The 19,663-nt window shown below is 72.7% G+C and carries 21 protein-coding genes; 16 read left to right on the top strand and 5 right to left on the bottom strand.

Translation table 11 applies throughout. The features are described 5' to 3' along the window. The first annotated feature begins 66 nt into the window (after positions 1-66). The 5 genes from ACFV1W_RS18310 to ACFV1W_RS18290 all read left to right on the top strand — a co-directional run bounded on the left by ACFV1W_RS18310 (position 67) and on the right by ACFV1W_RS18290 (position 4,700). Positions 67-504, top strand: a complete 438-nt coding sequence (locus ACFV1W_RS18310; protein ID WP_380417715.1) for a GntR family transcriptional regulator — start codon at positions 67-69, stop codon at positions 502-504. Further along, positions 504-1,442 (top strand): ATP-binding cassette domain-containing protein, encoded by a 939-nt coding sequence (locus tag ACFV1W_RS18305; protein ID WP_380417713.1) that lies wholly within the window; start codon positions 504-506, stop codon positions 1,440-1,442. Before ACFV1W_RS18310 ends, ACFV1W_RS18305 begins: the two co-directional genes overlap by 1 nt. Continuing rightward, complete coding sequence (locus ACFV1W_RS18300) at positions 1,439-2,404, top strand: ABC transporter permease subunit (protein WP_380417711.1); 966 nt, start codon at positions 1,439-1,441, stop codon at positions 2,402-2,404. Before ACFV1W_RS18305 ends, ACFV1W_RS18300 begins: the two co-directional genes overlap by 4 nt. Positions 2,405-2,523: 119 nt before the next feature. Continuing rightward, positions 2,524-3,366 (top strand): chitosanase, encoded by an 843-nt coding sequence (locus ACFV1W_RS18295; RefSeq protein ID WP_380417709.1) that lies wholly within the window; start codon positions 2,524-2,526, stop codon positions 3,364-3,366. 245 nt (positions 3,367-3,611) lie between these two features. Continuing rightward, a complete protein-coding gene (locus ACFV1W_RS18290; RefSeq protein ID WP_380417707.1) occupies positions 3,612-4,700 on the top strand; it encodes a substrate-binding domain-containing protein in 1,089 nt (362 codons plus the stop codon). 27 nt (positions 4,701-4,727) lie between these two features. Here ACFV1W_RS18290 and ACFV1W_RS18285 read toward each other — a convergent pair whose 3' ends face one another. Further along, on the bottom strand, positions 4,728-5,597 hold the full coding sequence (locus ACFV1W_RS18285) for a 3-hydroxybutyryl-CoA dehydrogenase (protein WP_380417705.1): 870 nt from the start codon (positions 5,595-5,597) through the stop codon (positions 4,728-4,730). 311 nt (positions 5,598-5,908) lie between these two features. Here ACFV1W_RS18285 and ACFV1W_RS18280 point away from each other — a divergent pair, with 311 nt between their 5' ends. Beyond that, a complete protein-coding gene (locus tag ACFV1W_RS18280; RefSeq protein ID WP_380417703.1) occupies positions 5,909-6,721 on the top strand; it encodes an SDR family NAD(P)-dependent oxidoreductase in 813 nt (270 codons plus the stop codon). A gap of 42 nt (positions 6,722-6,763) precedes the next feature. On the opposite strand, the gene ACFV1W_RS18275 is transcribed toward ACFV1W_RS18280, so the two are convergent. Next, the gene (locus tag ACFV1W_RS18275) at positions 6,764-7,675 is read right to left on the bottom strand and encodes a polysaccharide deacetylase family protein (RefSeq protein WP_380417701.1); all 912 of its coding nucleotides are present in this window, start codon (positions 7,673-7,675) and stop codon (positions 6,764-6,766) included. Between the two features lie 209 nt (positions 7,676-7,884). On the opposite strand from ACFV1W_RS18275, the gene ACFV1W_RS18270 reads away from it, so the two are divergent. The 3 genes from ACFV1W_RS18270 to ACFV1W_RS18260 all read left to right on the top strand — a co-directional run bounded on the left by ACFV1W_RS18270 (position 7,885) and on the right by ACFV1W_RS18260 (position 10,107). Then, positions 7,885-8,769, top strand: coding sequence for an SAM-dependent methyltransferase (locus ACFV1W_RS18270; RefSeq protein WP_380417699.1), 885 nt, complete (start codon positions 7,885-7,887; stop codon positions 8,767-8,769). Between the two features lie 223 nt (positions 8,770-8,992). Next, positions 8,993-9,559 (top strand): HD domain-containing protein, encoded by a 567-nt coding sequence (locus ACFV1W_RS18265; RefSeq protein WP_380417697.1) that lies wholly within the window; start codon positions 8,993-8,995, stop codon positions 9,557-9,559. 38 nt (positions 9,560-9,597) lie between these two features. Then, complete coding sequence (locus ACFV1W_RS18260) at positions 9,598-10,107, top strand: FBP domain-containing protein (RefSeq protein ID WP_380417695.1); 510 nt, start codon at positions 9,598-9,600, stop codon at positions 10,105-10,107. Between the two features lie 12 nt (positions 10,108-10,119). Here ACFV1W_RS18260 and ACFV1W_RS18255 read toward each other — a convergent pair whose 3' ends face one another. Together ACFV1W_RS18255 and ACFV1W_RS18250 are read right to left on the bottom strand one after the other, a co-directional pair. After that, entirely contained in the window at positions 10,120-10,494 is a 375-nt protein-coding gene (locus tag ACFV1W_RS18255) for an RNA-binding S4 domain-containing protein (protein WP_380417693.1), read from the bottom strand. A 94-nt stretch (positions 10,495-10,588) separates the two neighbouring features. Next, positions 10,589-10,993 carry a VOC family protein gene (locus ACFV1W_RS18250; RefSeq protein WP_380417691.1) on the bottom strand — a complete coding sequence of 135 codons (405 nt, stop codon included), beginning with the start codon at positions 10,991-10,993 and terminating at the stop codon, positions 10,589-10,591. 81 nt (positions 10,994-11,074) lie between these two features. On the opposite strand from ACFV1W_RS18250, the gene ACFV1W_RS18245 reads away from it, so the two are divergent. Continuing rightward, positions 11,075-12,286, top strand: coding sequence for a methyltransferase (locus ACFV1W_RS18245; protein ID WP_380417689.1), 1,212 nt, complete (start codon positions 11,075-11,077; stop codon positions 12,284-12,286). Positions 12,287-12,298: 12 nt separating this feature from the next. Here ACFV1W_RS18245 and ACFV1W_RS18240 read toward each other — a convergent pair whose 3' ends face one another. Next, positions 12,299-12,901, bottom strand: coding sequence for a hypothetical protein (locus tag ACFV1W_RS18240; RefSeq protein WP_380417688.1), 603 nt, complete (start codon positions 12,899-12,901; stop codon positions 12,299-12,301). A gap of 88 nt (positions 12,902-12,989) precedes the next feature. Between ACFV1W_RS18240 and argC the strand changes: the two genes are divergently transcribed. The 6 genes from argC to argH all read left to right on the top strand — a co-directional run bounded on the left by argC (position 12,990) and on the right by argH (position 19,519). Further along, complete coding sequence (gene argC, locus ACFV1W_RS18235) at positions 12,990-14,018, top strand: N-acetyl-gamma-glutamyl-phosphate reductase (protein ID WP_380417686.1); 1,029 nt, start codon at positions 12,990-12,992, stop codon at positions 14,016-14,018. A gap of 2 nt (positions 14,019-14,020) precedes the next feature. Continuing rightward, positions 14,021-15,184 carry a bifunctional glutamate N-acetyltransferase/amino-acid acetyltransferase ArgJ gene (gene argJ, locus ACFV1W_RS18230; protein WP_380417808.1) on the top strand — a complete coding sequence of 388 codons (1,164 nt, stop codon included), beginning with the start codon at positions 14,021-14,023 and terminating at the stop codon, positions 15,182-15,184. Between the two features lie 152 nt (positions 15,185-15,336). Continuing rightward, on the top strand, positions 15,337-16,212 hold the full coding sequence (gene argB, locus ACFV1W_RS18225; protein ID WP_380417806.1) for an acetylglutamate kinase: 876 nt from the start codon (positions 15,337-15,339) through the stop codon (positions 16,210-16,212). Further along, complete coding sequence (locus ACFV1W_RS18220) at positions 16,209-17,414, top strand: acetylornithine transaminase (RefSeq protein WP_380417684.1); 1,206 nt, start codon at positions 16,209-16,211, stop codon at positions 17,412-17,414. Before argB ends, ACFV1W_RS18220 begins: the two co-directional genes overlap by 4 nt. A 23-nt stretch (positions 17,415-17,437) precedes the next feature. After that, positions 17,438-17,986: an arginine repressor gene (locus ACFV1W_RS18215; protein WP_270148298.1), complete on the top strand. Its 549-nt coding sequence runs from the start codon at positions 17,438-17,440 to the stop codon at positions 17,984-17,986. Between the two features lie 114 nt (positions 17,987-18,100). Continuing rightward, complete coding sequence (gene argH, locus ACFV1W_RS18210; protein ID WP_380417682.1) at positions 18,101-19,519, top strand: argininosuccinate lyase; 1,419 nt, start codon at positions 18,101-18,103, stop codon at positions 19,517-19,519. The last annotated feature ends 144 nt before the right edge of the window (positions 19,520-19,663 follow it).

Raw genomic sequence — 19,663 nt, 5'->3', positions numbered from 1 at the left:
CCGGACGGGGCCCTTTGCCTTTCCCGGATTGACAATCCGTCACCATGTCCACTTAACTCATTAACTATGGAACTAGATAAAGGCGCCGACCAGCCCTCTCCGATCGAGTTCCGCCTGGACCCGGCCTCCGGCGTCCCGACCTATCTGCAGCTGGTGCAGCAGGTCGAACAGGCGCTGCGGATGGGCTGGTTGACGGAGGGGGACCGGCTGCCCCGGGTGCGCGAGGTGGTCGCCGGGCTGGCGATCAACCCCAACACCGTGCTCAAGGCCTACCGGGAACTGGAGCACCGCGGGCTGGCGGCGGGCCGACGCGGCCAGGGCACCTTCGTGCGCGGGCTGCCCGCCGGAGTGGTGCCGCTGCGCGAACGGGCCGCGCTGCGGCGGGGGTTGCTGGACTGGATGCGCTCGGCGCGGGCCGCCGGGCTGGACGAAGGGGGGATGGTCGCGGTGTTCGAGGACGCGCTGCGCGACCTGCGCGAGGGCCACGAAGGGGTGGTGGCGTGATGGCGACGGACACGGTGATCGACTGCGGTGGCATCGGCAAGCGCTACCGCCGCTCCTGGGCGCTGCGGGACTGCCACCTCGCCGTCCCGGCCGGCCACGTGGTGGCCCTGGTCGGCCCGAACGGCGCCGGCAAGACCACACTGCTCAGCCTGGCCGCCGGCCTCACCCTGCCCAGCGAGGGCGCGATGACCGTCCTCGGCGACCAACTCCCCGGCTCACCCCGGGCGCTGGACCGGATCGGCTTCGTCGCCCAGAACGCCGCCCTCTACCCCGGCCTGCCCGTGCGCGACCTGCTCGCGATCGGCCGCCACCTCAACCGTCGCTGGGACGACGCCCGGGCGCGCGACCACCTGGACGGCCTCGGCATCCCGCTGGACCGCAAGTACGGCCGACTCTCCGGCGGCCAGCAGGCCCAGGTCTCGCTCGCCCTGGCCCTCGCCAAGCGGCCCGAACTCCTGCTCCTGGACGAGCCGCTGGCCGCGCTCGACCCGCTCGCCCGGCACGACTTCATGTCCGTGCTGCTCACCGCGGTGGCCGAGGACGGCCTCTCGGTGATGTTCTCCTCGCACGCCGTCAACGAGCTGGAGCAGAGCTGCGACTACCTGGTGGTGCTGGCCGGCGGCCGGGTCCAGGTGTCGGGTGAGGTGGACGAGCTGCTGGGCGGCCACCGGATGCTCACCGGACCGACCGCCGGGGCGGACACGGTCGCCGAGCGCCTGCCGGTGGTCCGCGACCGCCGGGCCGGCAGCCAGTCCCACCTGCTGGTCCGCACCGGCGGCGTGGACGCCCCGGTCTCCGACGGCTGGCGCCAGCAGCGCATCGGCCTGGAGGAGTTGGTGCTCGCCTACCTGCGCGAGCCGACCGCCTCCGCCCTGCCCGGCCCGCGCGGGGCCGTCCGTACGAACCAGCAGGCTACGAACCAGAAGGTACTGTCGTGAGTTCGACCACCCTCGCCCCGCCCCGCTCCGCCGTCCTGCGGGCCGCCGGGCTGCGCCACCGGCCGGCGCTGCTGGCCCTGCTCACGGTGATGGGCGTGACCTCGCTCGTCCTGCTGCTCCACGGCTGGTACCTGCACGACGGTCTGGACCGCACGGGCGCGGGCTCCTGTGATCCCGCCAGCGCCGCCTGCGCGGCCACGTTCAAGCGGTACCTGCACCAGTACGCGGACAGCATGCCGGTGCTCGGCAGCGTGGCCTACGTCCTCGGCGGCGTGTTCGGTGCGTTCCTCGGCGGCCCGCTGCTGGCGAGGGAGTTCGAGCACGGCACGGTGCGCTTCGCCTGGACCCAGGGGGCCGGCCGGGGGCGTTGGACGGCGGGCGGCCTGGTGCTGGGCGGCGCGGTGCTGGCCGTGGTGGCGGCGCTGTTCGGGCTGGTGCTGCGCTGGTGGAGCGCGCCGCTGACCCTCATGGGCGGACAGTTCCACCCGGACCTCTTCGTGCAGGCGTCGCCGGTGCTGACCGGCCGGGTGCTGGTGGCCTTCGGGGTCGCGGCGCTGGCCGGCGCGGTGCTGCGCCGCACCGTGCTCGCGGTGGGCCTCGGTCTGGCGGCCTCGGTCGCCCTGCCGTTCCTCTCCGAGGCCGTGCGCTCGCACTACATGACGCCGCTGGAGGAACCGGTGCACACCATGACGTCCCTGGCGGTGGACGACCGCTGGGTGTTGAGCGCCTGGTACTCGGACCCGGCCGGGAACCGGATCTCCGAGAACGACTTCTACCACCTGGGCAGGAGCTACGACGACCTGCAGGCGCTGGTGCGCGACGGCGGTTACACCGTGCACGAGGTGTACCAGCCGGCCGAGCGGTTCTGGCCGTTCCAGTGGATCGAGTTCGGCTGGACGACCCTGCTGGCCGTGGCGCTCTGCGCGGCCGCGGTGTGGTGGGTGCGGCGCCGGGCGGCCTGACCTGGGTCGTTCACACTGACCTGAAGTGAATGCGTCAAACCCCTTGCGAGGGCGGGAGGCCGGGGCGTTTGCTTCTCGTTAGGAAGGTTTCCTAACCCTACGAGGAACCGGAGCACCTCATGCGCCCTCAGCCCCGTCGTGCCCTCCGCCTGGCCCTCGCCGCCGCCCTGGTGGCCGCGCCCCTCACCGTCGCGGCCACCTCGGCAGCCCAGGCCGCCCCCGCGGCCGCGGCCTCCGTCCAGCTCAAGGGCGTCGGCCTCGACGACCCGCACAAGAAGGACATCGCGATGCAGCTGGTGTCCAGCGCGGAGAACTCCTCGCTGGACTGGAAGGCCCAGTACAAGTACATCGAGGACATCGGTGACGGCCGCGGCTACACCGCCGGGATCATCGGCTTCTGCTCGGGCACCGGCGACATGCTGGAGCTGGTCCAGCACTACACCGACCTCAAGCCCGGCAATGTCCTCGCCAAGTACCTGCCCGCGCTCAAGAAGGTCAACGGCAGCGACTCGCACGCCGGCCTCGGCACCGCCTTCACCAGGGACTGGGCCGCCGCCGCCAAGGACCCGGCCTTCCAGCAGGCCCAGAACGACGAGCGCGACCGGGTGTACTTCGACCCCGCCGTCGACCAGGCCAAGGCCGACGGCCTGCGCGCGCTCGGCCAGTTCGCCTACTACGACGCCATCGTGATGCACGGCCCGGGCAACAGCTCCGACAGCTTCGGCGGCATCCGCGCCGCCGCCATGAAGAAGGCCAGGACGCCCGCCCAGGGCGGCGACGAGGCCACCTACCTCAAGGCCTTCCTGGACGCCCGCAAGGTGGTCATGAAGAAGGAGGCCGCGCACTCCGACACCAGCCGGGTCGACACCGAGCAGCTGGTGTTCCTCAACGCCAAGAACTTCGACCTCAACCCGCCGCTCAAGTGGAAGGTCTACGGCGACAGCTACAGCATCAACAGCTGAGCCCGGGCCGGAGCAGTGGCGGGAGGCCGTTCGCCCCGGTCTCCCGCCGCACCGGCCTCCAGCCCTCCCCCCCCGCGAAATACCCAAGGGAGTGTGAAAGTCCTGTTCATCCCATAACGAATCGAGCAGGGGGATAACGAAGGATCCCGCCCGCATTGACGCGTTCGCCCGGTGGGGTTTGACTCCGTCCTCTGCCGCAGAGTTGCGGCGCAGCACAGGAGGCACCACCGATCATGATCAGACCCATGCGTCTCGCGGCCGCGGGCACGGCCGCCGCGTCGCTCGCACTCGCCCTCACGGCCTGCGGACAGACCGTCGCGCCCCAGACGCCGGCGGCCGGCGGAGGCGCAGGCGCAGGCGCCGAGGGCATCGGTCTGCTGCTGCCGGAGAACACGTCGTCCACCCGGTACGACGCGTTCGACAAGCCGCTGATCGAGCAGACGGTGTCGGGCCTCTGCACGAAGTGCACGGTGAGCTACGCCAACGCGGGCGGCGACGCGAAGGTCCAGAAGAAGCAGTTCGACGACCTGGTCGCCAAGGGCGTGAAGGTCATCCTGCTCGACCCGGTCGACGCCAAGCTCACCGCCCCGTGGGTGGACGCCGCCAACGCCAAGGGCGTGAAGGTCGTCGCGTACGACCGGCTGGCCCAGGGCAAGGTCGCCGCGTACGTCTCCTTCGACAACCAGCAGACCGGCCGGCTCCAGGGCCAGTCCCTGCTCGACGCCCTCGGCCCGAAGGCCTCCTCGGCCAACGTCGTGATGATCGACGGCGCCGAATCCGATCCCAACGCGGCGCAGTTCAAGACGGGCGCGCACCTGGCGCTGGACGGCAAGGTCAAGATCGCCTACGAGCAGTCCGGCGAGTGGAAGCCGGAGGTGGCCACGGCGAAGACGAACGAGGCCATCCAGAGCCTCGGGAAGAACGGCATCCAGGCCGTCTACGCCGCGAACGACGGGATGGCCGCCGCCGTCATCGACGCCCTGAAGGCCGCGGGCATCAAGAACGTGCCGGTGGGCGGCCAGGACGCCTCCATCGACGCCGTCCGCCGGGTGCTCACGGGCGAGCAGGCCTACACCATCTACAAGCCGTACAAGCCCGAGACGGAGGCGGCGGGCACCATCGCCGTCCAGCTGGCCGAGGGCATGGACATCAGCACCACCGCCACCTCGTCCACGGACAGCGGCGGGCTGAGCATCCCCTCGCTGCTGCTCACCCCGATCGTGGTGACCAAGCCGAGGGTGGAGGCCACCGTCGTCGCCGGCGGGCTCTACAAGGCGGCCGACATCTGCACCCAGCAGTACGAGCAGGCCTGCGCCGAGGCCGGCGTCAAGTAGCCGGCCCTGCCGGGAACCCGCCGAGGGTCAGGCGCTCGCGGTGTAGTCGTAGAAGCCGCGGCCCGACTTGCGGCCCAGCAGGCCGGCGTCGACCATCCGGGACAGCAGCGGCGGAGCGGCGTACAGCGGCTCCTTGTACTCGTCGTACATCGACTCGGCGATCGACACGATGGTGTCCAGGCCGATCAGGTCGCACAGCCGCAGCGGACCCATCGGGTGGGCGCAGCCGGCCTCCATGCCCTTGTCGATGTCGGAGGCCGTGGCCACGCCGGACTCGAACATCCGCACCGCGGAGAGCAGGTACGGGACGAGCAGCGCGTTCACCACGAAGCCGGCCCGGTCGCGGGCGCGGATCGGCTCCTTGACGAGCACCTGGGAGGCGAAGGTCTCGACCCGCTCGGTGGTGGCGGCCGAGGTGGTCAGGGTCGGGATGACCTCGACCAGCTTCTGCACCGGTGCCGGGTTGAAGAAGTGCAGGCCGATGACCTGCTCCGGGCGGGAGGTGGCGGCGGCCAGCTTCACGATCGGGATCGAGGAGGTGTTGGAGGCCAGGATCGCGTCGCGGCGCTCGATCACCCGGTCCAGGGTCTCGAAGATCTTGACCTTGACGTCCTCGCGCTCGGCGACCGCCTCGACCACCAGGTCGCGGTCGGCGAAGTCGGACAGCTCGACGGTGAAGGACAGCCGGGACAGCGCCTCGTCCCGCTGCTCCGGGGTCAGCTTGCCGCGCTTGACCGCCGTCTCAAGGGAGTTGGTCAGCCGGGTGCGCCCGAACTCCAGCGCCTCACCGCTGGCCTCCGACACCATGACGTCCAGTCCGGCCCGGGCGAAGACCTCGGCGATGCCCGACCCCATCAGGCCGCAGCCGACTACTCCGACGCGCGCGATGTCACTCACTCAGTTGCCCTTCGGTGGTGCTGGGGGTCGCCCAGCGAACTGGTGGCCCAGCGAGCTGCTGGTCAACGGGTCGGTGTACCGGAATGGGTGCACCGGTCACCGCCCCGACGACGTTACTACTCCGTACCGGCGAGTAGGTCACCCCCTCCCCGGCGCAGTGCCAGCGCGCCACCCGGCGCGGTGCCGGGCGGACGGGTCCTCCGACCGGGTGAGGCCGCGCCGCCCGTGCGTGTGCCCGGGGCCGCCGTCGCCCGGCGCCCGACAGAATGCCGCAGACGGGGGCCGGGCGCGGGAAGGGAGCACAGGTGCCGATGGGATCGCTCACAGGACAGGTCGGCCTGGTCACCGGCGGCGGTCGGGGCATCGGCCGCGAGATCGCCATCGGGCTGGCCGCCGAGGGCATGGCCGTCGGCCTGGTCGGCCGCACCCACGACACGCTGACCGCCACCCTCAAGGAGTGCGTCAAGCACGGCTCCCGGGGCGTCGCCGTCACCGCCGACGTATGCCGCCACGGCTCGGTGCGCGAGGCCGTCCGCCTGGTCGAGCGCGACCTCGGGCCGATCGACCTGCTGGTCAACAACGCCGGCCAGGTCGACCGCGCCGAGGTGCCGCTGTGGGAGACGGACCCCAACCACTGGTGGCAGGTGATCGAGACCAACCTGCGCGGACCCTACAACCTGCTGCGCACCGTCCTGCCCGGCATGGTCGCCCGCCGCAGCGGCCGGGTGGTCAACCTCAACTCCGGATTCGCGGTGCGCCCGGACGGCAACTACACCGCGTACGCGACCTCCAAGGGCGCGCTGCTCCAGCTCTCCGACAACATGGCGGACTCGCTGGCCCAGCACCACGTCGTGGTCCTCGACATCAGCCCGGGTGCGGTGGCCACCGACATGACCGCCGCGATGCCGATGTTCCGGGACATGAAGGACTGGGGCTCCATCCCGTACATGGTCGCGGTCACCGTGGACGCCGCCCGCGGCCGCTTCGACGCCCTGCACGGGCGGTTCATCCACGCCGGGCGGGACGACCTGGAGGAGCTGGTCCGGCGGGCCGATGAGATCCGGGCGGCGGACGCCCGGACGCTGCGGCTGCGCCCGTACAAGGACGACGACCCGATGGCCTGACCGGCCCGGCGCGGCCCCGGTGCGATCGACCCGATCGGCCGCTCAGGCGCACAGCTGGCTGGCGGTGACCGGTTTGAGTCCTGCCTTGGCCAGCCCGTCCAGGATCGCCGGCAGCGCGTCGACGGTGCACTGGTGGCCCATGTGCAGGGCCACCACCGAGCCGCCGCGCACCGCGCTCAGCACCCGGCGCTGCAGCTCGGCGGCGGTCGGGTCGCTGTAGTCGCGAGGGTCGACGTCGAAGGACAGGACGTGTTCGTAGCCGACCGCCCTGGCCTGTTCGGCCACCATCGAGGTGGCGTACTGGGCGGCGGAGGGGCGGAACCAGCGGCCGATCGAGCCGCTCAGCGCCTTCAGCCGGTCGGCGCACTGGGCGATCTCGGCGCGGGCCTGATCCGGGGTCATCGCCGAGATGTTGAGGTGGTTCTGGGTGTGGTTGCCCAGCTCGTGGCCGGCGTCCAGGATCCGCCGGACCATCTGCGGCTGCTGGTCCAGCCAGCTGCCGACCGCCATCACCGTGAGCCTGGCGCCGCGCTGCTCGGCGGCCTCCAACAGGGCCGTGGCGAGCTTCGGGTCGCCGCTGCCGTGGCAGGTGAGCGCCACGTTCTTGGCGGTGCGCGGTCCGTGCACCACCTCGTACGGCGTGCCGGCGGCCAGCGGCGTCAGCACCGGCGGGGTCGGCGGGGTCGGCGGGACGGAGGGCTGGGCGGCGGCCGGGGTCGCCGTGGCGGTGGACGCCGGAGAGGGCGAGGCGGGGGAGGCGGGCCCCTCGCCTCCGTTCCACGCGGGGTCGGTGGTGTGCTGGGGGTCGACACTGCCGGGGTGCGCGGCGAGCGCCGCCCCGGGCTCGGCGCGACGGGGCGGACTGCTGCCGCAGGACGTGAGGAACCCGCCGGAGGCGGACAGGGCGGCCAGCTTGGCGGCGGTGCGCAGTACGGTGCGGCGGTCGGCAGTCATCGGCAGCCAGCATAGAGAGCACGGCGCCGCCCGGCGATCCGGCGCCGCCGTCCGAACTGGCTTTGACGTGCACACACTCGCTTTCGCGGGTGTTGCGTAAACCTGAACTCCCGCTGTTTCCAAGGCGTGTCCTTGGATACGATCGCCGCGCACCGCGTGTTACGGGGCAGTAGGCACATTCCGGCATTGCGCATTGGGGGCGGAACAGGATGCACGAGGACACCACGGCCGTCGACCGGGACACCCGCACCGGCTGGGAGTGGGCCAGAGCCGACGACTGGCAGCCGCCGAGCGAGCTCGACACCGGCATCCCGCACACCGCCCGGATGTACGACTACTACCTGGGCGGCAAGGACAACTTCGAGGCGGACCGCAAGGCCGCCCAGGCCGCGATAGCCGCCTACCCGGCGCTGCCGCTGCTCGCCCGCACCAACCGGCAGTTCCTCGGCCGGGCCGTCGAGTTCGCGGCGGGCCGGGGGATCCGCCAGTTCGTCGACATCGGCACCGGGATCCCGGCCGTGGGCTCCACCAGCGAGGTCGCCCAGCGGGTCGCCCCGGACGCCCGGGTCGTGTACGTGGACAACGACCCCATCGTCGCCACCCATGCCCGCGCCCTGCTGGCCGGCCATCCGGCCGGGCACACCTCGGTCATCGAGGCCGACCTGCGCGACCCGGAGGCGATCCTCGGCCACCCCGCGCTGGCCGCCGCCGTCGACCTCTCCCAGCCCGTCGCGCTGATGCTCGTAGCGGTGCTGCACTTCATCCGCGACGAGGAGGGCGCCGAGCGGATCGTCCGCACCCTGCGCGACGCGCTCGCCCCCGGCAGCGCCCTGATCCTCTCCCACGGCAGCCCCGACTTCGCCTCCCGCGAGAGCGCCGCCGAGGGCGCCCGGATCTACAGGAGCGCCAGCGCCCCGCTGGTGCTGCGGCCCCGCGCGGGCGTCGAACCCTTCTTCGGCGACTTCGAGTTCGTCGGGCCCGGCCTCGTCCAACTTCCGCTCTGGCGCCCGGTCGCGGGGCACGTCCGCACCGCCGAACTGCCGGAGGGCTGGCAGGACGTCTCCGCGTACGCGGGCGTCGCGGTCAAGGCGTGAAGGCCCGAAGGCGTGAAGGCCCGAAGGCGTGAAGACCCGAAGGCGTGAAGACCCGAAGGCGTGAAGACCCGAACGGCCCGAAAGGGTGAAGGCCTGAAGGGACAACAGGCCTGGGGGACACGACGCATGGCCGGTCCCGGCGCCCCCCTCCGGCGTCGGGACCGGCCGTCGCAGACTACGGCCGAGCACTGACAACCCCTCATCGGCCCGGATACCCTGCGGCGTGACCCCCGCACTGCCGCCGCTCCCGCCCCTGCCGTCCGCCGCCGCCGAGCTGCTGCGGGCCGTCGGCGCCCCGCCCCGGCTGGTCGCCCACCTCGCGCTCGTGCACCAGGTCGCCGAGCAGATCGTCGAATTCTGCGGGGCCGAGGGCCTGTCCGTCGACCGCGAGGCCGTCAGCTTCGGCGCCGCCACCCACGACATCGGCAAGGTCGTCCACTCCGAGGAGCTCTCCGGCCCCGGCTCCGCGCACGAACCCGCGGGCCACGCCCTGCTGTTGGCCCACGGCGTCGCCGAGCCGCTGGCCCGTTTCGCCCGCAGCCACGCGAGCTGGGGCGAACCCGGCACCACCACCGAGGAGCTGCTGGTCAGCCTGGCCGACAAGGCCTGGAAGAACAAGCGCGTCCAGGGCCTGGAGGACCTCGTGGTCGACCGGCTCGCCGAGGCCACCGGCCGGGAGCGCTGGGAGGCCTTCCTCGCCCTGGACGACCTGCTCACCCGGATCGGCGAGGACGCCCCGCGGCGGCTCGCCCTGCAGGCCGCCCACCCGGTGCGTACCGGGAGAAAATGACGCGACAGTGCCGGGCGGGCGATGTTAGCTTCCGCGCCATGGAACCCCTCAGCGACCCAGAGATCCGCGCGTCCTTCGTCAACTGCTCCAAGGGCGAGGCCCGTCGGCTCAACCTGCCCCGGGGTCTGGCCGAACTGCCCTGGGAGAGCCTGGACTTCCTCGGCTGGCGGGACCAGGGCGCGCCCGACCGGGCGTACCTGGTGGCGCCGTACGGCGGCGAGCTGGTCGGGGTGACGATGCGCTCGCCGATGGTCCGGCGCAGCCTGACCAAGACCAACGTCTGCTCGCTGTGCATCACCGCGCACGCCGGGTCGGGCGTCGCGCTGCTGGCCGCCCGCCGGGCCGGGGCCGCCGGGCGCGAGGGCAACACCGTCGGCACGTACATCTGCGCCGATCTGGCCTGCTCGCTCTACGTCCGCGGGCTGAAGAAGTCCACCCTGGTCACCCGCCCCGACGAGTCGCTGCCGCTGGAGGACCAGGTCGCCCGTACCGTGCTCAACCTCGACGCCTTCCTGGCCCGGGTGCTCGACGAGGCGGTGGCGGCGTAGCGCGACGGCCGGCTACCGCCCGCGCAGTTGGTCCAGGTCGCGGCGCTCCCGCTTGGTCGGGCGCCCCGCGCCGCGGTCCCGCTCGAAGACCGGTGCCGTGAGCTCGCGCGGCGGTCGCGGCGGGCTGTTGTCGACCAGGCACTCCGCCGCGACCGGGGCCCCGACCCGCTTGCGGATCAGCTTGCGCACCTCGACGATCCGCTCGTAGCCCTCCTCGCGGACCCGGACCTCGTCCCCGGGCTTGAGCGTCTGGGCGGGCTTGGCCCGCTCGCCGTTCACCCGTACGTGCCCGGCCTTGCAGGCGGCCGCGGCCAGCGAACGCGTCTTGGCCAGGCGGACGGACCAGATCCAGACGTCCACCCGCACGCTTCCCTCGTGTTCAGCCATCCCCGGAGCCTACCCAAGCCGCGTCCGGGGCCGCCTCCCGCGCCGCTCCCCACGCCGCGTCCCGGCCCGCGTCCCACGTCCCACGAGCCGCGCCCTAAGCGGCCGCGGGCGCTTCCTGGACCGCCCAGCCGTTGCCGTCCGGGTCGTTGAAGAACACGAAGTTGTTCCAGGCCTCGCCGTGACCGTCCACCCGCGTGCCCGCCACGAAGTGCTGGACCGGGCTGACCTCCACGCCGCGCGCGGCCAGTTCCGCGTGCGCCTTCTCTATGTCGGCGACCACCAGCTGGAGCCCCTTCACCGAGCCGGGTGCGGAGTCGATCACCCCGGTGCCCACCACGATCGAGCAGCGCGAACCCGGGGGAGTCAGCTGGACCACCCTGACCCCGTCACGCAGCCGGGTGTCGTGGTCCACCGTGAAGCCGGCCTGCTCCTCGTAGAACAGCTTCGCGCGGTCCACGTCCGCCACCGGGATCACCACGACTTCGAGCTTCCAGTCCATCGCCCTCACCCCTCTCGGTCGGGCACTTCCAGTATCTGCCCGAACAGTTCCCAGGCGGCCTTCGGATAGCCTGAGAACACGATGAATCCGCAGACCACGCCTGCCGGGCCCGTGCCGGCCCACTCGTTCGCCACGCCCTGGGGCGCCCTCGACCTCACCCGATTCCCGGTGGACCCGCGTGAGCGGCTGCGGGCCTGGGACGCGGCCGACGAGTACCTGCTGCGCCACCTCGCCGGCGACGCCGACAGCGCCGACGGCCTTCCGACGGAGCTGGCCGGCCGTCGGATCGCCGTCCTCGGCGACCGCTGGGGTGCGCTCACCACCGCGCTGGCGCCGTACGGACCGGTCCAGATCACCGACTCCCACCTCGGCCGGCAGGCCACCAGGGAGAACCTCGCCAGGGCCGGCGCCGACGTCGACGAGGCCCGGCTGCTGACCACCCGGGACACCCCGCCGGAGCGGATCGACGTCCTGTTGGTGCGCGTCCCCAAGAGCCTGGCCCTGCTGGAGGACCAGCTGCACCGGCTCGCCCCGGCGGTCCACCCCGGCACCGTCGTGGTCGGCACCGGCATGGTGACCGAGATCCACACCTCCACCCTGCAGCTGTTCGAGAAGGTCCTCGGCCCGACCCGCACCTCCCTGGCGGTCCGCAAGGCCCGGCTGATCTTCTGCACCCCCGACCCGGCGCTCGACCCCGGTCCCAGCCCGTGGCCGCACCGCTACGCGCTGCCGCCGGACATCGGTCCGGCCGCCGGCCGTACGGTGGTCAACCACGCGGGCACCTTCTGCGCCGAGCGGCTGGACATCGGCACCCGCTTCTTCCTGGCCCACCTGCCCACCCCCGCCCCCGGGGACCGGGTGGTCGACCTCGGCTGCGGCAACGGCGTGGTCGGCACGGCCGCCGCGCTGGCCGGGCCGGGTGCCGAGCTGGTGTTCGTGGACGAGTCCCACCAGGCGGTGGCCTCCGCCGAGGAGACCTTCCGCGCCAACCTGGGGCCGGACGCCCCGGCCGAGTTCCGCACCGCCGACGCGCTCGATCCGGCGGTGTTCCCGGCCGGCTCGGTGGACCTGGTGCTCAACAACCCGCCGTTCCACTCCCACCAGGCCACCACCGACGCCACCGCCTGGCGGATGTTCACCGGTGCCCGGCGGGCGCTGCGCCCCGGTGGCGAGCTCTGGGTGGTCGGCAACCGGCACCTCGGGTACCACGTCAAGCTGCGCAAGCTGTTCGGCAACTGCCAACTCGTGGCCGGGAACCCCAAGTTCGTGGTGCTGCGCGCGGTCAAGCGGTAACGCGCGGCCCGGTCAGCAGCGCAGTCCGACCACGCCCCAGCCGCGCCGCTGCGCCTCGGTGACCACCCGGCCCCAGTCGGTGAGGAGTTCGGTCCACTCCTCGAAGCTCCCGACGTCCGCGCCGGGTTCGGCGGCGTGCCGGTCGAAGGGCGCGCGCAGCCGCCCCAGCCGGGGCGCCACCTCCCGCCACCAGCCGGCCACTACCGGCACCTGCTCGGGCGGCAGCCACAGCAGCAGCGCCGCGTCCCAGGTGCAGGGCTGCTCGGGCAGTCCCGCGCCGGTGCCGGTGAGGTCCTCCAGGGCGTGCCAGAACAGCACGTCGTTGAACCGGTCCAGCGGGTCGCGCAGTTCGGGTGCGACGAAGTCGCGCAGGTGGTCCCAGCGGTGGCCGACCAGGAAGTGCGGCCTGAAGGAGCCCATGCTGTTCCGGAAGGCGTACCGGCCGTACCAGTCCTCGCCCGGCTCCGTCGGCCAGTACCAGCCGTGCTCGGCCGGGTCGTCGGTGTGGAACACCTCGCCGAAGGCTGCGTCGATCAGCAGGTCCTCCCGCTCGCCCGGCGCGGCCGCCTCCACCCGGGGCCAGTCCGCGACGATCACTTCGATCCCCAAACCCATCGCACCACCCTAGGACTCCGAGGGTGACCCAGCCTTGCATGGATTTTCCCTCCCGCGTATATTCATGCCACGACGAAGGAGGAACGCCATGGCATTGCGAGTCGCCGTCGCCGGCGCGAGCGGATACGCGGGCGGCGAGGTGCTGCGCCTGCTGCTCGGCCACCCCGAGGTGGAGATCGGGGCGCTGACCGGCGGCTCGAACGCGGGCAGCAGACTGGGCGCGCTCCAGCCGCACCTGCTCCCGCTGGCCGATCGCGTCCTCCAGCCCACCACCCCCGAGGTGCTGGCCGACCACGACGTGGTGTTCCTGGCGCTGCCGCACGGCCAGTCCGCCGCCGTCGCCGAGGCACTCGGCCAGAACGTCCTGGTGGTCGACTGCGGCGCCGACTTCCGGCTCTCGGCCGCCGCCGACTGGGAGCAGTTCTACGGCACCTCCCACGCTGGCACCTGGCCCTACGGCCTGCCCGAACTGCCCGGCCACCGTGCCGCGTTGAAGGGCACCAACCGGATCGCCGTGCCCGGCTGCTATCCGACGGCAGTCTCCCTGGCGCTCTTCCCGGCGTACGCCTCCCGGCTCGCCGAGCCCGAGGCCGTGGTGGTCGCCGCGTCCGGCACCTCCGGCGCGGGCAAGGCCGCCAAGCCGCACCTGCTCGGCAGCGAGGTCATGGGCAGCGTCAGCCCGTACGGCGTCGGCGGCGTGCACCGGCACACCCCGGAGATGGTGCAGAACCTCACCCCGGTCGCCGGTGAACCGGTGACGGTCTCCTTCACCCCCACCCTCGTCCCGATGCCGCGCGGCATCCTCGCCACCTGCTCCGCCAAGGCGAAGCCGGGCGTGAGCGCCGAGAGCCTGCGCGCCGCCTACGCCGAGGCGTACCAGGACGAGCCCTTCGTCCACCTGCTGCCCGAGGGGCAGTGGCCGCAGACCAGCAGCGTCTACGGCGCCAACACCGCCCTGGTCCAGGTCGCCCTGGACGCCGCCGCCGGGCGGATCGTCGCGATCAGCGCGATCGACAACCTCGTCAAGGGCACCGCGGGCGGCGCGGTGCAGAGCATGAACATCGCCCTCGGCCTGCCCGAGGAGCTGGGCCTTCCGCTGAACGGAGTCGCACCGTGACCATCCAGAACACCGGCGTGACCGCCGCCAAGGGCTTCCGCGCCGCTGGCGTGACCGCTGGCATCAAGGCCTCCGGCACCCCGGACCTCGCCCTGGTGGTCAACGACGGCCCCTCGCTCGCCGCGGCCGGCGTCTTCACCGCCAACCGGGTCAAGGCCGCGCCCGTGCTCTGGTCCCAGCAGGTCCTCAAGGGCGGTCAGGTCTCCGCCGTCGTCCTCAACTCCGGTGGCGCCAATGCCTGCACCGGCCCGGCCGGCTTCCAGGACACCCACGCCACCGCGGAGCACGTCGCCGCGGAGCTGGGGCTCAACGCCGGCGAGGTCGCCGTCGCCTCCACCGGCCTGATCGGTGTCCGGCTGCCGATGGACGTCCTGCTGCCCGGCGTCACCCTGGCCGCCCAGCAGCTCAGCGGGACCGGCGGCGAAGCCGCCGCGATCGCCATCAAGACCACCGACACCGTGCACAAGACCGCCCAGTTCACCAGCCCGGCCGGCTGGACGGTCGGCGGCATGGCCAAGGGCGCGGGCATGCTGGCCCCGAGCCTGGCCACCATGCTGGTCGTGCTCACCACCGACGCCGACCTCGACTCCGCTGAGCTGGACGCGGCGCTGCGCGGCGCCACCCGGACCACCTTCGACCGGATCGACTCCGACGGCTGCATGTCGACCAACGACACCGTGCTGCTGCTCGCCTCCGGCGTCACCGGCATCACCCCGGACCGCGCCGAGTTCGCCGAGGCCGTCCGCACCGTCAGCGCCGACCTGGCCCGCCAGCTGATCGGCGACGCCGAGGGCGCCAGCAAGGACATCCGGATCGACGTGACCGGTGCCGCCACCGAGGACGAGGCCGTCGAGGTCGCCCGCACGATCAGCCGCAACAACCTGCTCAAGTGCGCCATCCACGGCGAGGACCCCAACTGGGGCCGGGTGCTGTCCGCGATCGGCACCACCAGCGCCGCCTTCGACCCCGACCGGCTCGACGTGGCCATCAACGGCGTCTGGGTCTGCAAGGACGGCGGCGTGGGCGAGGACCGCGAGCTGGTGGACATGAAGGCCCGCGACGTCGTCATCACCGCGAACCTCAACGCCGGTACGGCCGGCGCCTCGCTGTGGACCAACGACCTCACGGCCGACTACGTCCACGAGAACAGCGCCTACTCCAGCTGATCCGCCGAGAGCCGGTCCGCCGACCACCCGTCCGCTGATCCGCGACATCCTCCCCCAGCCTTCGGCCGGGGGACCCCCATCGACGAGGGAATCCCGTGCAGATCGCACCCAAGGGCGAACAGGCCCGCAACAACACCGCGTTGCCCAAGGCCATGACGCTGATCGAGGCGCTGCCCTGGCTGGAGCGCTTCCACGGCAAGACCATCGTGATCAAGTTCGGTGGCAACGCCATGGTCGACGAGAGCCTCAAGGCGGCCTTCGCCCAGGATGTCGTCTTCCTCCGCTACGCCGGACTGCACCCCGTCGTGGTGCACGGCGGCGGCCCGCAGATCAGCGCCCAGCTGGACAGGCTCGGTCTGGAGTCCAACTTCACCAACGGGCTGCGCGTCACCACCCCCGAGACCATGGACGTGGTCCGGATGGTGCTGGCCGGCCAGGTCCAGCGCGAGCTGGTCGGCCTGCTCAACGAGCACGGCCCGTTCGCCGTCGGCATGACCGGCGAGGACGCCCACACCATGACGGCCGTCAAGCGCTACGCGGTGGTCGACGGCGAGCAGGTCGACATCGGCCTGGTCGGCGACATCGTCAACATCGAGGCCGGCGCGGTGAAGGCGCTGATCGCCGACGGCCGGATCCCGGTCATCTCCTCGATCGCCCGCGGCGCCGACGGCCACGTCTACAACATCAACGCCGACACCGCGGCCTCCGCGCTGGCGGTCGCCCTCGGCGCCGAGATGCTGGTGGTGCTGACCGACGTCGAGGGCCTCTACAAGGACTGGCCGAACTCCGACGACGTGATCAGCCAGCTCAACGCCGGCGAACTGGAGGCACTGCTGCCCGGTCTGGCCAGCGGCATGCTCCCCAAGATGGAGGGCTGCCTGCGCGCCGTCCGCTCCGGCGTGGGCACCGCCCGCGTGCTGGACGGCCGGGTGCAGCACAGCCTGCTGCTGGAGATCTTCACCGACGAGGGCATCGGCACGATGGTCGTGCCGGACGACGAACCGACCGTGACCGGGGGACTGGCATGACGCACAACGAACAGCTCACCGAACGGTGGCAGCACAGCTTCACCGACAACTACGGCACCCCCCGGATCCCACTGGTGCGCGGCGAGGGCGCCAAGCTCTGGGACGCCGACGGCAAGGAGTACACCGACCTGCTCGGCGGCATCGCCGTCAACGCCCTCGGCACCGCCCACCCGGCGGTCGTCGAGGCCGTCGGCAGGCAGATCGCCACCCTCGGCCACGTCTCCAACCTCTTCATGGCCGAGCCGACCATCGCCCTCGCCGAGCGGCTGCTCCGGCTGGACGGCCGCGCGGGCGGCCGGGTGTTCTTCTGCAACTCCGGCGCCGAGGCCAACGAGGCCGCGTTCAAGATCAGCCGGCGCACCGGCCGTACCCACCTGGTCGCCCTCCAGGGCGGCTTCCACGGCCGGACGATGGGAGCCCTCGCGCTCACCGGCCAGCCCGCCAAACAGGACCCGTTCCGCCCGCTGCCCGGCGACGTCACCCACGTCCCGTTCGGGGACGTCGAGGCGCTGCGCGCGGCCGTCACCACCGAGACCGCCGCCGTCTTCCTGGAGCCGGTCCAGGGCGAGAACGGCGCGATCCCGCTGCCCGAGGGCTACCTGGAGGCCGCCCGCGCGATCACCCGGGCCACCGGCACCCTGCTGGTCCTGGACGAGATCCAGACCGGCATCGGCCGCACCGGGTACTGGTTCGCCCACCAGGCCTTCGAGGGCGTCGAGCCGGACGTCGTCACGCTGGCCAAGGCGCTCGGCGGCGGCCTGCCGATGGGCGCGGTACTGGCCTTCGGCGAGGCCGCCGAGCTGCTCACCCCGGGCCAGCACGGCACCACCTTCGGCGGCAACCCGGTGGCCGCCGCGGCCGGACTCGCGGTGCTGGACACCATCGAGTCCGAGGGCCTCCTGGAGCACGTCCGCAAGACCGGCGAGCGGCTGCGGCACGGCATCGAGGCGATCGGCGACCCGCTGGTCTCGCACGTGCGCGGGGCCGGGCTGCTGCTCGGCATCGTGCTCACCCAGCCGGTCTCCGCCCGGATCCAGGCCGCCGCCCAGCAGGCGGGCTTCCTGGTGAACGCCGCGGTCCCGGACGCGGTACGGCTGGCGCCGCCGCTGGTGCTCACCGAGCAGGAGGCGGACACCTTCCTCGCCGCGCTGCCGGGCATCCTCCGGACGGTGCGCGAGAGCGCCCCGGCCGATGCGAGTTGACCGCTGTCCGGGAGAATAATCACATGACCGATTCCCGCTCCGGCCCGTCCGCCGCCGGCCCGACGCCGCAGGTCCCGCAGACCCGCACCGCGCGCCACCGGCGGATCGTGGACCTGCTCACCCGCCAGCCCGTGCGTTCGCAGAGCCAGCTCGCGAAGCTGCTCGCCGACGACGGACTCGTGGTCACCCAGGCCACCCTCTCCCGGGACCTGGACGAGCTGGGCGCGGTCAAGATCCGCAACCGGGACGGCGCGCTGATCTACGCCGTCCCGGCCGAGGGCGGCGACCGCACGCCGCGCGCGCCGATGGGGGAGTCGGCCAGCGAGGGCCGGATGGCCCGGCTGGCCGGCGAGCTCATGGTCTCCGCCACGGCGTCCGGCAACCTGGTCGTGCTGCGCACCCCGCCCGGGGCCGCGCAGTTCCTCGCCTCGGCGATCGACCAGGCCGAGGTGTTCGAGATCATCGGCACCATCGCGGGTGACGACACCGTGCTGCTGATCAGCCGCGACCCCGCCGGAGGCCAGGCGCTGGCCGACCACCTCATGCAACTCGCCCAGGCCAAGGCGCAGTAGCACCCGTCCGACCTCGAACCCCTGCCGCGGAACCCCTGCGGCAGGGGTTTTGTGTTTCATACGAGGTCATGCATACTTATGCCACCCACTGCACAAGTGTAAGGAGCCACCGCGATGACCGCCCAGCAGTCCTCCGACGTCCGCCTCTGGGGCGCGCGCTTCGCCGACGGCCCGTCCGAGGCGCTGGCCAGGCTCTCGGCCTCCGTCCACTTCGACTGGCGCCTCGCCCCGTACGACATCGCCGGGTCCAAGGCTCACGCCCGGGTGCTGCACAAGGCCGGCCTGCTCTCCGACGAGGAGCTGTCCGCCATGCTGGCAGGCCTCGACCAACTGCTCGCCGACGTCCAGGCGGGCACCTTCGTCGGCACCGTCGCCGACGAGGACGTCCACACCGCCCTGGAGCGCGGCCTGCTGGAGCGCCTCGGCGCCGACCTCGGCGGCAAGCTGCGGGCCGGGCGCTCCCGCAACGACCAGATCGCCACCCTGTTCCGGATGTACCTGCGGGACCACGCCAGGACCATCGGCGGCCTGCTGCTCGACCTCCAGCAGGCCCTGGTCGGCCTCGCCGAGGCGCACCCGGACACCGCGATGCCGGGCCGCACCCACCTCCAGCACGCCCAGCCGGTGCTCTTCGCCCACCACGTCCTCGCGCACGTGCAGGCCCTCGGCCGGGACGCCGAGCGGCTGCGCCAGTGGGACGCCCGCACCGCCGTCTCGCCGTACGGCTCCGGCGCGCTGGCCGGCTCCTCGCTCGGCCTCGACCCGCAGGCGGTCGCCGCCGACCTCGGCTTCGAGGGCGGTTCGGCCGGCAACTCCATCGACGGCACCGCCTCGCGCGACTTCGTCGCCGAGTTCGCCTTCGTCACCGCGATGATCGGCGTCAACCTCTCCCGGATCGCGGAGGAGGTGATCATCTGGAACACCAAGGAGTTCGGCTTCATCACCCTGCACGACGCCTTCTCCACCGGCTCCTCGATCATGCCGCAGAAGAAGAACCCGGACATCGCCGAGCTCGCCCGCGGCAAGTCCGGCCGGCTGATCGGCAACCTGACGGGCCTGCTGGCCACCCTCAAGGCGCTGCCCCTCGCCTACAACCGGGACCTCCAGGAGGACAAGGAGCCGGTGTTCGACTCCTGCGACACGCTGGAGGTGCTGCTGCCCGCGTTCACCGGGATGATGGCCACCCTCACCGTGCACCGGGAGCGGCTGGAGGAGCTGGCCCCGGCCGGCTTCTCGCTCGCCACCGACATCGCCGAGTGGCTGGTCAAGCAGGGCGTGCCGTTCCGGGTCGCGCACGAGGTCGCCGGGGCCTGCGTCAAGGTCTGCGAGGCCGAGGGCATCGAGCTGGGGGACCTCACGGACGAGCAGTTCGCCTCGATCTCCGAGCACCTGACCCCCGAGGTCCGCTCGGTGCTCAGCGTGCACGGCGCCATCGCCGCCCGCAACGGGCGCGGCGGCACCGCCCCCTCGGCCGTCGCGGTCCAGCTCGCCGAGGTGAAGGCGGACCTGGCGCGGCAGCAGGAGTGGGTGTAGGGCTGTCCCTCGGGGCCGTGGGCCGGGGGCCCCGGGACCCCGCGGGACGGCCCCGGGCCCGCCCCAGGAGCGGGGGGGGCGGGGGGCCGCGGGGCCGCCCGCCCCCCCCCCCCCCCTGCGCCGCCCCCGCCCGCCCGAACCGGC

This window comes from Kitasatospora sp. NPDC059648 (assembly GCF_042734825.1).
Classification (GTDB): Bacteria; Actinomycetota; Actinomycetes; order Streptomycetales; family Streptomycetaceae; genus Kitasatospora.
This window is presented reverse-complemented; position numbering and strand designations above follow the sequence as displayed.

What these genes read in the sequence shown, in the direction of transcription:
- ACFV1W_RS18215 (WP_270148298.1), top strand. Translation starts at nt 17,438, where the DNA reads ATGACCGATTCCCGCTCCGGCCCGTCCGCCGCCGGCCCGACGCCGCAG.
- ACFV1W_RS18240 (WP_380417688.1), bottom strand. Translation starts at nt 12,901, where the DNA reads ATGGGTTTGGGGATCGAAGTGATCGTCGCGGACTGGCCCCGGGTGGAG.
- ACFV1W_RS18260 (WP_380417695.1), top strand. Translation starts at nt 9,598, where the DNA reads ATGGAACCCCTCAGCGACCCAGAGATCCGCGCGTCCTTCGTCAACTGC.
- argB (WP_380417806.1), top strand. Translation starts at nt 15,337, where the DNA reads ATGACGCTGATCGAGGCGCTGCCCTGGCTGGAGCGCTTCCACGGCAAG.
- ACFV1W_RS18305 (WP_380417713.1), top strand. Translation starts at nt 504, where the DNA reads ATGGCGACGGACACGGTGATCGACTGCGGTGGCATCGGCAAGCGCTAC.
- ACFV1W_RS18255 (WP_380417693.1), bottom strand. Translation starts at nt 10,494, where the DNA reads ATGGCTGAACACGAGGGAAGCGTGCGGGTGGACGTCTGGATCTGGTCC.
- ACFV1W_RS18310 (WP_380417715.1), top strand. Translation starts at nt 67, where the DNA reads ATGGAACTAGATAAAGGCGCCGACCAGCCCTCTCCGATCGAGTTCCGC.
- ACFV1W_RS18245 (WP_380417689.1), top strand. Translation starts at nt 11,075, where the DNA reads ATGAATCCGCAGACCACGCCTGCCGGGCCCGTGCCGGCCCACTCGTTC.
- ACFV1W_RS18275 (WP_380417701.1), bottom strand. Translation starts at nt 7,675, where the DNA reads ATGACTGCCGACCGCCGCACCGTACTGCGCACCGCCGCCAAGCTGGCC.
- ACFV1W_RS18250 (WP_380417691.1), bottom strand. Translation starts at nt 10,993, where the DNA reads ATGGACTGGAAGCTCGAAGTCGTGGTGATCCCGGTGGCGGACGTGGAC.
- ACFV1W_RS18220 (WP_380417684.1), top strand. Translation starts at nt 16,209, where the DNA reads ATGACGCACAACGAACAGCTCACCGAACGGTGGCAGCACAGCTTCACC.
- ACFV1W_RS18280 (WP_380417703.1), top strand. Translation starts at nt 5,909, where the DNA reads ATGGGATCGCTCACAGGACAGGTCGGCCTGGTCACCGGCGGCGGTCGG.
- ACFV1W_RS18290 (WP_380417707.1), top strand. Translation starts at nt 3,612, where the DNA reads ATGCGTCTCGCGGCCGCGGGCACGGCCGCCGCGTCGCTCGCACTCGCC.
- argC (WP_380417686.1), top strand. Translation starts at nt 12,990, where the DNA reads ATGGCATTGCGAGTCGCCGTCGCCGGCGCGAGCGGATACGCGGGCGGC.
- ACFV1W_RS18295 (WP_380417709.1), top strand. Translation starts at nt 2,524, where the DNA reads ATGCGCCCTCAGCCCCGTCGTGCCCTCCGCCTGGCCCTCGCCGCCGCC.
- argH (WP_380417682.1), top strand. Translation starts at nt 18,101, where the DNA reads ATGACCGCCCAGCAGTCCTCCGACGTCCGCCTCTGGGGCGCGCGCTTC.
- ACFV1W_RS18270 (WP_380417699.1), top strand. Translation starts at nt 7,885, where the DNA reads ATGCACGAGGACACCACGGCCGTCGACCGGGACACCCGCACCGGCTGG.